This is a genomic window from Thermoleptolyngbya sichuanensis A183 (assembly GCF_013177315.1).
GTDB classification, from domain to species: domain Bacteria; phylum Cyanobacteriota; class Cyanobacteriia; order Elainellales; family Elainellaceae; genus Thermoleptolyngbya; species Thermoleptolyngbya sichuanensis.
The window spans coordinates 2,300,793-2,313,095 of sequence record NZ_CP053661.1; the positions used below are offsets into that span (position 1 = coordinate 2,300,793).

A 12,303-nucleotide genomic window follows, 5' to 3' on the forward strand; every position below is an offset into this window, starting at 1 on the left:
TCCCAGTCTCAGGAGGCGCGTGATGAATTGGTTTTTGCAGCGGTCTTTTGGGCGATCGCCCTCAGCCCAAGTTGGATTAGATAAACCCGATAAATCTGATAATCAAGCAGCAGCAGGGTTTACTCTGACCGAAGTCATCGTGGTGGTGGTGCTGATATCTGTTTTGGCGGCGATCGCAGCTCCGAGTTGGGTGGCCCTGCTGAATCGTCAGCGATTGGGCAACGCCACTAATGACGTGCTGCAAGCTCTCCGTCAGGCGCAGGACGAAGCCATTCGGACGCGCTATCCTCAGCAGGTGACCCTGAATACAGGGGCAAACCCGACCATTAATGTGTTGAGCGAAGTCCGGAGGATTGGCCAGGGTAGCGTGGGGATGACGGTTACCTCTACTGCTGCAACTACCATTACGTTTGGGATTACGGGTGGTCCCATTGCTGGCCCTCAGGACATTACGCCTGCCACCAACTTGCCGATTGTGATTACGCTGTCGGTGCCCGCGACCGGAGGGGTACGGCGTTGTGTGGTGATTGAGACGCTATTGGGCGCAATGCGGACGGCCAATCAGGGCGAAAATGTCTGCTCTTAATGAGCCTGTCATCCCGTTACTCTGCGGGTTGCAGATAGATCTGGCTGAGGATAATCCGCAGGCGATCGTAGTCGTCTTTTAAGATTTGGCTGAGGCTGCGGCCGGCTTGCACCAGCCAGGGGCGATCGCCCTTTCGCAGTTGGTAAATATCGCGGATGGCGGCGGCGATCAGCGCTTCGACGGGGGCATTGCTCACTTGCAGCAGCGTCCGCAAAAAGTCGAACTGTTCGCTGAAGTGGATGATTTCTGCTGGCGTGCAGGCATAGACCGCTTGGTGAATCTGGGGCGGGCGTGGCGGCAAGTGCTGATAGACCGTCTCGCTGAGGCGGGTCTTGCCATTGCGACCGGAAGCGCGGGGACGAAAGCCAACGATCGCCGCCCGAAACTCCGTTTTCAGCATGGCAAAGATTTGCGGCTGCTGCTCTCGCAGGTCGGCGAGCGACAGGCCTAGCGCCCGCGCTCGGTGGACAGAATCGATGGGACTGGTGGTGGCGTGATAGACCACCGCATAGATTTGGTTGCCCGATTCTTCGTCGCTGGACTTGACCCAACTGCCGAAGGGCGGCATCACGGCAAAGTTCAAATCATCCGGCTCCAGGCATTGGGCCAGAAACTCCGTGGTAGCAGTTTCGATGACTTCGGCCAGGTAATCGGGCGATCGCGTTTGGTGAGCAGCATCCGGCAGCGGCAGGCGCATCGGTCAACCATCCAGGGTTCAAGCATGAACGAACGCTCTGGACTTAAGTTTCAAACTTGAATCCAGAATCTTTCTCATTCATACCGCAACTAGCGTACAAATGCACTTTTTTGGGCGAGTTTGTACAAGTTTGTCCAGGATTTGAGCAGCGTCCGCCTCATTATCTGAACTGTTTCTGTGCAAAATCCTATCTAGAACGTTGCGCCTATTTCCCTTTTTTGCGGCCTGCTGTTGCGTCTACGAGCTCCAGTTCCGACAGGCGGAAGGTGATGAGCTTGTCCCAGTTTCCGCCTTCAAACAGCACTGCTGCTTTGCCGTCGCTGATGCGCTGCACCAAGCCTTGAAAGCCATAGTAAGTGTCATCCACATTTGTTACGCGAACCGCAGAACCTGGCAAAATCAGCATCGTAAAAAATCCCCAGTCAAACGCGATACAGTGGGCAAACTGCCAACGATTAGGAAACGGTTAGGAACCATGAGGCAACCGTTAGACACCCGTTAGCAGTTTACGGCGGATACTCTTCAAGTGAACCATCTGATACTCAGGGTAAAGGATTCTGTCCCTCAAACGTAGTTTGAAATCGTAATCGTTGCGATTAGGAAATCCTCAGGGTGAGAGCTTGGCTTTGCCCCAGCGGTTGGTTTTGTACCAGTGGGCAATCGCCGGAACCCAGGCTTCAAAATGGGGCCAGACCAGTTCGCAGAGCTGGCGAATTTCGAGTTGGGCATCGGCTTTGGAGCGCAGGTCGAGCAGATGACAGAGCGATCGCACGTTGAAGCTCATGACCCAGTGCTGGCGCGTGTCCATCGGCAGTAGCCCCGCAGCATGTTCTTCGGAATAGCCTGCATCTATCTTGCGGGCGTAGTGCTGGAGCATTTGGGTGGCCAGAGCCATGTCGGCCTGGCGATCGCCCTCGGTGTAGGTGTAGCGCTTGCCCTGGCGATCGCGATACTCACCAACCGGACGAAAATACACGAGCGATTCCAGGTCTTCTACGGTAGGATTTTGGGCAAACTCGCAAAACCGGACGCTGGTATAGCGGAGGCTTTGTACCGAAAAATGCACGCCGACGCGGTGGCGGGTAATTTGCTGCATTGTGCGATGATTAAACCCGATGACGTTCAGCGAAATCTGCGGCGCTTCAAACGGACTCCAGTGGCCGCGATCGCCCGCCAGCAGGTGCTTCACGGCATATTCCCCAGCTTTTTCTTCGTCGGGCGCGGGGTCATCGATGGCCGGGCCCTCGCAAACGCATTGGTGAGCCGACCGCCAGATGAGGCGCTGGGGGTTGGGGGTTTGCTCCAGCAGCTCGATCCGAAAATATTTATCCATGAGCGCGTGTATGCTTGATCAAAACTGCATTATAGGCGATCGCACTAGGCTGCTCAGGGGCGTTCCCCGTCAAGATTTAAGCTTTGTCTGGGTGCTGCTTGATTAACCCAAAAGATGGTTTTAGCCCTTTTAGGCTGAGTCCAAAGCGTGGTTAATGAAGGCTGTTCCCTCCTATTTGTGATCCTGAGAACATCTCCTTTGTATGGTCTAAGCCTATACCTTTGGGCGGAACGATTTGAGATAAAACCTTTAGGGTGCCTTCTGCTTTCTGTTTAGAGTTTTAACTATGCGTGTTTCCTGTGGCTCAATCGGTTGTTTTCTAGGCAGCTTGCTGTGGCTGGGTGCAGCATCTGGTGCAGCATCTATGGGTGCAGCATCTACAGGTGCAGCATCTATGGGTGCAGCATCTATGGGTGCAGTGTCTAGAGGTTTGGAATCACCAGATCCGGCATTCACAAGTGCAACATCCGCAACACCCACAGGGACCGTGGCACAACTGCGCCCTACGCAGCGCTCCATTCAAGCTCCGCAGCAAATCCCGCAGCGCGTCGCGCAAGCCGAAGCAGGGGTCGCGGAGCTAAACCGGGGACTGCAACTGATTCAGGCGGGGCAGGTGGAAGGGGCGATCGCCGCCTTTCGGCAGGCCGTGCAGGTCAATCCGCAACTGGCTCCCGCGCACTATAACCTGGGCCTGGCGCTGCGACAAACGGGACAGCTTCAAGCGTCGGCGGAGTCGTTTTATCGCGCTGCCCAGGCCGATCCTGGCTTTGCGCTGGCCTTTGCAAACCTGGGTGCAGCGCTGCTGGAGGGCAACAATCTCGATATTGCCAATCAGTATCTCCAGCGGGCGGTGCAGCTTGATCCAAATCTGGGGCTGGCGTATTACAACCTGGGACTGGTGCAGCGGCGACGGGGCAATGCAGCAGCGGCGATCGCCAGCTTTCAGCGGGCCGCCCAGCTTACGCCCACTGCGCCAGAACCGTCCTACTACCTGGGGCTGACGTATCAAGATCAGCGGCAGTTGGCGCTGGCAGCCCAGGCCTTTCAGCGGGCGATCGCCATCAACCCCCGCTACGCCGAAGCTTATTACAGCCTGGGTTCCGTCCTCATGCAGCAGGGCGACCTCGGCAGCGCCCTCAATGCCTTCCGACGCTCGACCGATGCCAATGCGACCTACGCCAATGCCTACTATGGCGCAGGCCTGGTGTTTCTTCAGCAGCAAAACTACGCCGAAGCCCAGCGCGTCTTGCAGCACGCCCGCGATCTCTACAGTTCTCAGGGCAACGCTCAGTGGGCCAACAGCGCAGCCCAGCTACTTCAGCAGGTGACGCGTTAGCAGGGGAGATTTCCGATTTTGGATTTTGGATTGGTAATTTTGGATTAGCGATTTTTGATTAGCGATTCAAGCTAGACGATACACAAAAGAGGCGAAAAAACAAACAAAAGAGGCAACTGCCTCAGAATTTGCAGCCACCTCTTCTGATGGGTGATTCAAAGTAATGGGTGATTCAAAGAATTGAGCAAAGCTTAGAGCGAAGTGTAGATGGGTTCCTAGCAGAAACCTATGTCTGAAGCTCACTTGCCAAAGCTTACTTGCTGGCCATGAACGCTTTGACTTGGCGGAGGGCAGCTTGGCCAATGTTGTAAACCGCCCAGCTACCAGCAAGAATCACGGGCAACAACACAATCAGAACACGCCAGTCCATGTCGATATCCTCCTCTATAAGTTTTGTGAAAGGCTCTCATCTTTGATTTCTATTTTGCGATGAACTGACGCAGATTGCTAGGGTTTGGGCGAGGTTTTGATTGCGAAATGTTAAGAACTTCGACCATTCCTGAGTGCCCATTGCCCGCAGTTTATTCCTGGATCGCCACCCCTTATGACCGTGCATCCCAGGTCGCGGCCGCATCGCTGACGGCCTGATCGACCGATTTTTCGCCCAGCATGGCGGCTTGAAGCTGGTCGTAGATAATCTTTTGCAGTTCCTTGATATCCTCCATGCGGGGCAGCAGCACTTCGGCAGACTGCATCTGGCGGGCACTGACGGCGCGGGCGGTGTCGAGCGTAGAGGCGGGCGTTTCAGCGGCAGTGCTGAAGTAGGGATCGGTCAGCGAGGTCGTCGTAGAGGGCAGCACGTTCGCAGCTTTGGCAAAGGCAAGCTGGTTTTCGGGATTGGTGACAAATAGGGCAAACTTGACGGCAGCTTCGGGGACATCGGTGCTGCGGGGAACGACGAGGTTCATCACAGCGACGTTGGTTTTGCCTGTGTCTCCGGTGATTTGGGGCGCAACAGCGGAGACTTGGGCGATCGCCGGTGCATTGGTTTCCACAGTCTTCAAAAACTGCGGGCCGGAGTTTAAGATGGCGATTTCCCCAGCCTGATATAGCTCAATGGCGCGGCGGTGTCCCTGGGTTAGCACTTCTTGGGGCAGCAGACCTTCCTTATATAAGTCCACCCAATACTGGAAGGCGGCGCGTCCTTCGGGCGTATTGAACGCCGCCTTGCCGCTGTCGTCTATCAGCGACACGCCCATCTGAATCAGCGATTGCAGAACTTCTGCTGAATCAGTCGGTACAAAGGTAACAAAAGTGGCGTACTTGCCTGTGCGCTCTCTGACTTGGCGAGCCACCTGGGCCAGTTCTGCAAAGTTTGCCGGAGGCTGCTGCACGCCGGCCTGATTGAGCAAATCCCGGTTGTAAATGGCGATGCTGGTGGTGAGATACCAGGGCAGCCCAAAGGTTTTGCCATCGAGCGTGTTCGCCTGCCAAATCTTGGGCAGATATTGCTGACGGGCTTCGGCGGGCACCTGGTCATCGAGCGCCATCCAGGCGTTGCGTCCGGCTAGCTGGGCTGCAAAGTCGGGGTTGAGGTTAACCACGTCGGGTGCAGTGCCTGCGGAAACGGCCGTTAGAATTTTGCTCTGCATGTCGCCCCAGGGCACGTCTACCCACTTGACCTTAACGCCGGGGTTTTCTTGCTCAAACCGGGCAATCAATTCATTGAAGTAGTCGGTGAACTGCGGCTGGAGCTGCATGGTCCAAAACTCGACTTCGGGCGATCGCGCGGTTGGCGGTGCGCCGGGGCTACAGCTAATGACCCAGGTCAAAACCAGTCCAAACAGGGTCATCAGGCTCAAAGATTTCCAGGGTTTTCGCCAGGGGTGTCGTAGGTACATGGTCATTCAGGGCAGTGGTTTAGAGCAGGTTTCGATTGCTGCATTGCTCACCCTATCGTAGATTGCGCTACCGTAGCAAAGTTCCTGGGCGATCGCCCATCGCAGGGTGAGCGAGCGGGAGCGCGAGCGCCAAAGGCGCCCGTCGCCGCATACCGAATCTACCCCGCCGCCCCTGCCAACCCAGCAAAAATCGCGCAAAGAACCCCAAGAAACAGCCCTCTGAAAGCGTTCTGGCAGTTTTTTCCTAACCCTTTGCTCAAAATATAGCCTGGGGTTTCCGCAAGTTTTCCACAAATTGTAGATAAACTGTGCCATTTTTCTAAATTGCGTGTACCATTGCTGGCTAAGTGTAGCTACATCAGGAGATTTCTCCTCTGTTGATTTGGGAGGCGGGTTGGTGTCCTTTGTCGGGCGATCGCCAGCTTGGTTCAAAAATTTCGTTCAGCAGGTCGGTTTAGGTTAGCCGATTCGACAATTCAGGGTGTCGGTTTGTGTGGGTCGTTGCTGTTTGAACGATGGAGGGCAAGCTGTAGGAGAGATGTGCTTAGAGTATTTAGACCCATTTCTCTGGCTTGATCGGCGATCTTTGCGGTTTTTTAGCTTGAAGGCCTATATTCTTGTGTTCGGCTGCATGATTCTGAATTAAATTGGGTAGCATGTGTGTTCAGGATCTCCAAACTTAGTCTCAGTTAATAGTCCGGGTTGTGTTCGTTTTCGGACACAGTTTTGCAGTTTGATACGGTCTAAGTTTGCAGGCACTTTCCATACTGACCCTCTCCACCCTCATTCCTAAAACTGTGTTTAGCAACGTCAAGGGATTATTTTCAAAAAAAACAAAGGGTGTCGGCATTGAATTGACCCCTGAGCGTGTCAACGTCGCCCGGCTGAAACGAAAGGGGCAAGGCTTTCAGCTCACCACGCTGGCCTCGGCCGAGGTGCCAGAGGGGATCTACCAGGAAGGGCAAATCCTGGACACTGCCGCGATGTCTGAAATCATTCAGTCCGTGCTGAGTGAGAGCAAGCTCAAGGTCAAAAACGCCGCAACCGCGATTCCGGGTGGCCGAGACACCGTAACCCGCATCATTCCGGTTCCCGCTGAGCTAGATGACCGGGAACTACGCGAAATGGTGCTGAACCAGGAAGCTGGGCTATACCTGCCCTTCCCCCGTGAGGAAGCAGATGTGGACTATCAAAAGCTCGGCTTTTTTGTAGACGAAGACGGCATCGAAAAGGTGCAGGTGCTGCTGGTGGCCACCCGCAAGGAAGTGACCGACTCGTACTTGACAACGTTTCAGCAGGCGGGGCTAGACGTAGATGTTTTGGAAATCAGCAGCTTTGCGCTAATTCGCACAATCCGAGAGCAGTTGCGCCAGTTCACGCCCCAAGAGGCGGCGGCCATTGTCGATATTGAATTTGAAAATACTGAAATCTCCATTGTGGTGGATGGCGTTCCCCAATTTTCCCGCACGGTTCCCATCGGCACTTACCAAATCCAATCTGCCCTGAGCCGCGCCATGAACCTGCCCCCCTCGCGCAACACGGAATTGCTCCAGGGGATGACGGTGCCAATCGCGCCGATGGACAGCATGGGCACTCCCAAGGCACCCGGAACCAATCCTGGCACGGCGGCGATGCTGCGCGTGTTGGGCGAACTGGCGGACGAGTTGCGCCGCTCCATCGACTTTTATCTGAATCAAGGCGACAACCTGGAAGTGGCTCAACTGCTGCTGGCGGGGCCGGGCGGGGCAATTGGGCAGCTTGACGAGTTTTTCTCGCAGCGGCTCAGCCTGCCCGCCAGCCAGGTCGATCCGATTTCGGCGCTGTCGCTGGAGGTCGATCAGGAAATTCCTGAGTTGCAGCGTCCGGGACTAGGAGTGGTGTTGGGCTTGGGCTTACGGGAGGCGTGGTGAGATGTATAGTCTGGATGTCAATTTTCTCAATGACCGCATAGAGCGCCCGACGGATGGGGGTGGGGTTGCTGCCCGCAGGGCCGTTGTGCAGGACGATCCGCGTCCGATGTATGTGGGGGCGGCGATCGGGGTGCTGCTTCCGGCGTTGGTGGGCGGGTTCTGGCTCTTTTTGCAAAGCCAGACGGCCTCGCTGACGGCTCGACAGGCAGAATTGGATAGTCAGCTTGCAACGCTGCAACAGGCGATGCAGGAGGTGCAGAATGTCGAAGCTCAGGTTGCACAACTGAATGCCGAGAACCAAGCGTTGGCTCAGGTCTTTGACCGGATTATCCCCTGGTCGGCAATTTTGCAAGATATTCGCAGCCGGGTTCCGGCGGGCGTGCAGTTGACCAACGTGACACAGTTGGCTCCGGAGGCTGTTCCGCCGCCGCCCCCACCCGCTGACCCCAGCCAGCCCGCCCCGCCGCCCCCAGAGGTGCCGCCTTCTCGATTGGAAATTTCGGGGAACGCCCGCACCTTTGCTGAAGCCAATGACTTTATGCTGCTGCTTCAGCAGTCGCCGTTCTTGGACAGCCGCGAGGTGAGGCTAGTGGATGCGCGGCTCGTGGATAGCCCGATTCAGACAGAGTTTGTGGGTGAGGGCGATCGCCCTGACGGATTGGAAGTACAGCTACCTAAGGTCGTTCAGTACAAAATCACCGCTGGACTCACGCCCCGTCCTTCTTCTGAACTGCTCCAAGATATGGAAAACACGCTATCGGTGGGCTTGCCCGCTCGGATTGATCAGCTTCGCAAATTGGGGGTTGTAACGCCATGACCGTGGGTGGAGATTACATTCCTGGAGAAGAGTACGGCGCTTTAGAAGAGCCGAGCTATCCCGTTGTCTTTGGGATGCGGCTCACGCCCCGCGTGAATGGGATTTTGCTGGCGCTAGCGGGGCTACTGGGCGCTGGCTACTTGCTGTTTAACGCTGTGCTGCCCAAGTGGGAAGAGAATGCAGCCCTGCGGGCAGACATCGCCGCCAAAGAACAGCAGTTGGTGAACCAGGGGCAGGCGCAGCAGCAAATTGAAGAAGCCCGCGCCAAGCTAGCCGAGGCAGAGCAACTCCGGGCTGATGTGCTGGCGCTGTTTGCTGATGAAGAAGGGCTGGATACGCTGCTGATTGACGTGAACGAGCGGGTACAGGCGGCAAATGCCCGCATTACCGATCCCGATCGTCGAGCCACCCTGTCAAAGTTTGAGCTAGTGCCACCCCCGGCTGGGCCGGACGGTCAGCCCAGCGATCTGGTGACCGATGGTTCTCTGGGCGTTGCAGTCAACAACAAGCTGCGCCAGCGTCTCTACAACGTGGAGATGGAGGGCAGCTTTGCTCAGGCGCAGTCGGTGATTCGTAACATTGAGCGCTTGCAGCCGCTGCTTGTGCTGCGGAACTTCAGCTCTACCCCAACTGACCCGCCCACGCTGCGGCTCAATCAGCAGGGACGGCCGCTGCCGAATCAGGATACGGAGCCTCGGCTGAGAACCAGTTTCCAGGTGCAGGCGCTCATGCCCGCCCCGATCCAGCCGCCTGCCCCGCCTGCGCCGCCTGCTGATCCAAATGCGCCTGCTGCCGACCCAAACGCGCCCCCGCAGTAGCGTTTGCTGGACTACCCCCTGCTGATGCCTGCTTTTGTTGTCTCAAAGACTTAATCCTTTAGAATTCGCCTGCTTGTTAAGGAGGAGTGACCTGTGAAACCGCATCTTGGATTGGCTGGATTGGTGACGAGTGGTGCAGTGGTGCTGATGGCAAGCCAGCCAGCCCAAGCCGCTGCAACCCAAATTACGGGTGTACAGGTATTTCAAACCGCCGTTGGGATGGAGTTGGTGCTGCAAACGCGAAATGGCGATCGCCCCCAAGTCTTTGCCGTCAATCGCGGCAACACCCTCGTTGCCGATATCACCAATGCTCAACTGCGTCTCCCCGAAGGCAATGGCTATTTGCAAAACAACCCCGCCCCTGGCATTAGCTCCGTCATGGTGACGCAACTCGATCCCAACAGCGTGCGCGTCGCGGTCATGGGTACGGCGGCTCCCCCAGCCAACCAGGTGCGGCAAGACGGCACCGCCATTGTATTTAGCCTAACTGCTGACGGCACAGGTGTCGGCAGCCTGCCTAGCCAGCCCAGTTTCCCCTCTGCCCAAGTTCCTCCACCAACACTCCCCGGCGGAAGCACCTTCCCGTCTAACCCCGCCATTCCGCCATCTCAGGTACTCGTACCCAACCCGCAGGTTTCAATCAATGGCACCCCGGTCAGCCCGTCCGGCGCATTCCCAGGGCAGGTGCCGCCGCTGCTGCCGCGTGCAGTGGCTCCACCCGTGGGGGATATTGCCGTCGCTACGACCGATGTTTCGCCCACGGTTATCGATCTGGGCACTTCAGAGATCGTGCCGCGCCTGGTGCTGCGGGATGCGCCCGTACGGGATGTGCTGTCGCTGCTGGGTCGTGCTGCGGGGCTAAACGTAGCATATTTGGATCGACCATCCCAAACTGAAGGAGTAGATGCCCAGTCGGCCCAAGAGACCTCTGCTGCCGCCGATGCTCGCATTTCGCTAGACATCGAAAACGAACCCGTGCAGAACGTGTTTAACTACGTGCTGCGAATTAGCGGGCTGGATGCCAATTTAGTTGGACGAACCATCTTCGTTGGCACACGCCTGCCCAACTCCGCTCGCTCTGTTGTGTCGCGAACCCTCCGGCTCAACCAGGCCAGCGTCGGCGCTGCGCTGAATTTCCTGGTGGGCTTGGGCGCAGAAACCGCTGTCAGCCGTCGTCGTCAGGTGGTCACCGCCCTGGCAGTTCCCGTGCAGGGTAGCGACATCGGCGCTGGGGCCGCTGCTGGGCCTACTCAGGTGCAAACAACCGAGGAAGATCGCATTGAAGTGCAGCGGGTAGATTATCGAGACGCAACGCCGCTGCTACGCGGGCTACAGGTGATTGGCGACGAGCGGACGCGCTCCATTACCCTGGTGGGCACGCCCCGGCAAATCGAGATTGCGACGGCCCAACTCTCCCAGCTTGATGTTCGTCAACGCCAGGTTGCGATTAATGTCCGCGTGATTGACGTGAACCTGCTAGGAATCGATCGGGCTGGAACCAGCTTCTCCTTTGGTATCGATGATACTCGCGTCATTCAAGACGGTGGGCAAGTGGTTATCAACTTTGGCTCTGGTGGGCCGAATACTGGCAGAACACCGGGAAGCATTTTGAGTCCGGTCACTGAAATTGGTGGGTTGGGGGGACTGATTGTAGGCCAACCCACTAATGCGTTTAACTTCACGCGAAACTTCTTGGCCCAGCTGCGCTTTGCAGTTACCAGCGGCAATGCCAAGATTTTGACCGATCCAACGCTAGTGGTTCAAGAAGGTCAAGAGGCGCAGGTTCAACTGACGGAAGATGTGGTGACGAACTTTGAGATTGAGACAGAGGGAACGGGCAACCAGCGCACTCAGACTATTACGGTAGAAACTACTCCTGCGGGTCTGATTTTGAACGTGCGTGTAGAGGGGATTGACGACAACGGCTTTGTGACCCTTTCGGTTGGTCCAACGATTTCGTCTCCTTCTCGTGTGGAAACCTTCGAGATTCAGGATTCTGTGCTGCGAGTGACGCTGCTGGCCATTCGGCGACTGTCTTCTGGCTTGGTGCGGGTGCGAGATGGGCAGACCTTAATCTTGTCGGGGATTATTCAAGACAGCGATCGCGCTGAAGTGACGAAAGTCCCCATCTTGGGCGATATCCCCATTTTGGGTGCGCTGTTCCGCCGGACTCAGCGGACGAATCAGCGGCAGGAAGTGATCGTGATGCTTACGCCGCAGATTATCGACGACTCAGATACCTCCACCTTTGGCTATCGCTACGTGCCCAGCCGCGATGTCCAGCAGATTTTGGAGCGGGGGAGACGCTAGCGGTGAATACCGAGTTTTCAGCTTGTTTGGAGGGGGTGCATCGGTTCCCTAACCCGCCTCCAGGATTAGTTTGACTGCCTTTCGAGCGATTTGCGGGATGAAAAACCCAAAAAAAAATCCTTCAAATCCACATAAATTAAAGGTTTCAACGATCCAGAACCCCTGAGTTGCCCTTAGAATAGGGCATTGAAAATTCGAGATGACAAGGGTTTCAGCGATTTTTCCTGAAGCCGATGAAGTCTATCTACGTCTAGCTGCTCGATCTCCAGATGAGAGTTGTTCAGATTGCAACTGCTCTAGCTGCATCTGCGAGATTTGAGAGATTTTGAATCCTGGATAATCTAATCGAAGGAGATTCTCATGAATAAAGGTGAATTGGTTGATGCCGTAGCCGAAAAGGCAAACGTGACGAAGAAACAGGCCGACGCAGTGCTGTCTGCCGCGATTGATTCGATCATGGAAGCGGTGTCGAAGGGTGAGAAGGTGACGCTGGTGGGGTTTGGGTCTTTTGAACCCCGTGAGCGCAAGGAGCGGGAAGGCCGCAACCCCAAAACGGGAGAGGCGATGAAAATTCCTGCGACCAAAGTGCCTGCCTTTTCGGCGGGCAAACTGTTCAAAGACCTGGTGGCAAAATAGCAAGCGGCCTCGTGCAAAA

12 protein-coding genes are annotated in these 12,303 nt (G+C 56.2%); 7 read left to right on the plus strand and 5 right to left on the minus strand.

The genetic code is table 11. From position 1 onward, the window contains the following. Positions 1 to 22 precede the first annotated feature (22 nt). Complete coding sequence (locus tag HPC62_RS09675; protein ID WP_172355195.1) at positions 23 to 586, plus strand: pilus assembly FimT family protein; 564 nt, start codon at positions 23 to 25, stop codon at positions 584 to 586. A 16-nt stretch (positions 587 to 602) separates the two neighbouring features. On the opposite strand, the gene HPC62_RS09680 is transcribed toward HPC62_RS09675, so the two are convergent. The 3 genes from HPC62_RS09680 to thyX form a co-directional block, all read right to left on the minus strand. Further along, positions 603 to 1,283 carry an HAS-barrel domain-containing protein gene (locus HPC62_RS09680; RefSeq protein WP_172355197.1) on the minus strand — a complete coding sequence of 227 codons (681 nt, stop codon included), beginning with the start codon at positions 1,281 to 1,283 and terminating at the stop codon, positions 603 to 605. A gap of 205 nt (positions 1,284 to 1,488) precedes the next feature. Further along, on the minus strand, positions 1,489 to 1,686 hold the full coding sequence (locus tag HPC62_RS09685) for an NAD(P)H dehydrogenase subunit NdhS (RefSeq protein WP_068516242.1): 198 nt from the start codon (positions 1,684 to 1,686) through the stop codon (positions 1,489 to 1,491). 204 nt (positions 1,687 to 1,890) lie between these two features. Continuing rightward, a complete protein-coding gene (gene thyX / locus HPC62_RS09690) occupies positions 1,891 to 2,616 on the minus strand; it encodes an FAD-dependent thymidylate synthase (protein ID WP_172355202.1) in 726 nt (241 codons plus the stop codon). Positions 2,617 to 3,103: 487 nt separating this feature from the next. Here thyX and HPC62_RS09695 point away from each other — a divergent pair, with 487 nt between their 5' ends. Then, entirely contained in the window at positions 3,104 to 3,952 is an 849-nt protein-coding gene (locus tag HPC62_RS09695; protein WP_228721741.1) for a tetratricopeptide repeat protein, read from the plus strand. A 253-nt stretch (positions 3,953 to 4,205) separates the two neighbouring features. Here the strand turns inward: HPC62_RS09695 and HPC62_RS09700 are convergent, their stop codons facing one another. Further along, positions 4,206 to 4,322, minus strand: coding sequence for a photosystem II protein Y (locus tag HPC62_RS09700; RefSeq protein WP_172355203.1), 117 nt, complete (start codon positions 4,320 to 4,322; stop codon positions 4,206 to 4,208). Between the two features lie 172 nt (positions 4,323 to 4,494). Further along, entirely contained in the window at positions 4,495 to 5,745 is a 1,251-nt protein-coding gene (locus HPC62_RS09705) for an ABC transporter substrate-binding protein (protein WP_225906674.1), read from the minus strand. 902 nt (positions 5,746 to 6,647) lie between these two features. Here HPC62_RS09705 and pilM point away from each other — a divergent pair. From pilM to HPC62_RS09730, 5 genes are all read left to right on the plus strand, one after another. After that, entirely contained in the window at positions 6,648 to 7,703 is a 1,056-nt protein-coding gene (gene pilM, locus HPC62_RS09710; RefSeq protein ID WP_390820242.1) for a type IV pilus assembly protein PilM, read from the plus strand. A 1-nt stretch (position 7,704) separates the two neighbouring features. Beyond that, positions 7,705 to 8,520 carry a PilN domain-containing protein gene (locus HPC62_RS09715; protein WP_172355208.1) on the plus strand — a complete coding sequence of 272 codons (816 nt, stop codon included), beginning with the start codon at positions 7,705 to 7,707 and terminating at the stop codon, positions 8,518 to 8,520. Further along, entirely contained in the window at positions 8,517 to 9,338 is an 822-nt protein-coding gene (locus tag HPC62_RS09720; protein ID WP_172355210.1) for a pilus assembly protein PilO, read from the plus strand. The genes HPC62_RS09715 and HPC62_RS09720 overlap by 4 nt, the downstream gene beginning before the upstream one ends. Positions 9,339 to 9,431: 93 nt before the next feature. Next, a complete protein-coding gene (locus HPC62_RS09725) occupies positions 9,432 to 11,648 on the plus strand; it encodes an AMIN domain-containing protein (RefSeq protein ID WP_228721742.1) in 2,217 nt (738 codons plus the stop codon). A 360-nt stretch (positions 11,649 to 12,008) separates the two neighbouring features. Continuing rightward, positions 12,009 to 12,284 (plus strand): HU family DNA-binding protein, encoded by a 276-nt coding sequence (locus tag HPC62_RS09730; protein ID WP_068509653.1) that lies wholly within the window; start codon positions 12,009 to 12,011, stop codon positions 12,282 to 12,284. The last annotated feature ends 19 nt before the right edge of the window (positions 12,285 to 12,303 follow it).

What these genes read in the sequence shown, in the direction of transcription:
- HPC62_RS09730 (WP_068509653.1), top strand. Translation starts at nt 12,009, where the DNA reads ATGAATAAAGGTGAATTGGTTGATGCCGTAGCCGAAAAGGCAAACGTG.
- HPC62_RS09720 (WP_172355210.1), top strand. Translation starts at nt 8,517, where the DNA reads ATGACCGTGGGTGGAGATTACATTCCTGGAGAAGAGTACGGCGCTTTA.
- HPC62_RS09680 (WP_172355197.1), bottom strand. Translation starts at nt 1,283, where the DNA reads ATGCGCCTGCCGCTGCCGGATGCTGCTCACCAAACGCGATCGCCCGAT.
- HPC62_RS09705 (WP_225906674.1), bottom strand. Translation starts at nt 5,745, where the DNA reads ATGACCCTGTTTGGACTGGTTTTGACCTGGGTCATTAGCTGTAGCCCC.
- thyX (WP_172355202.1), bottom strand. Translation starts at nt 2,616, where the DNA reads ATGGATAAATATTTTCGGATCGAGCTGCTGGAGCAAACCCCCAACCCC.
- HPC62_RS09715 (WP_172355208.1), top strand. Translation starts at nt 7,705, where the DNA reads ATGTATAGTCTGGATGTCAATTTTCTCAATGACCGCATAGAGCGCCCG.
- HPC62_RS09700 (WP_172355203.1), bottom strand. Translation starts at nt 4,322, where the DNA reads ATGGACTGGCGTGTTCTGATTGTGTTGTTGCCCGTGATTCTTGCTGGT.
- HPC62_RS09675 (WP_172355195.1), top strand. Translation starts at nt 23, where the DNA reads ATGAATTGGTTTTTGCAGCGGTCTTTTGGGCGATCGCCCTCAGCCCAA.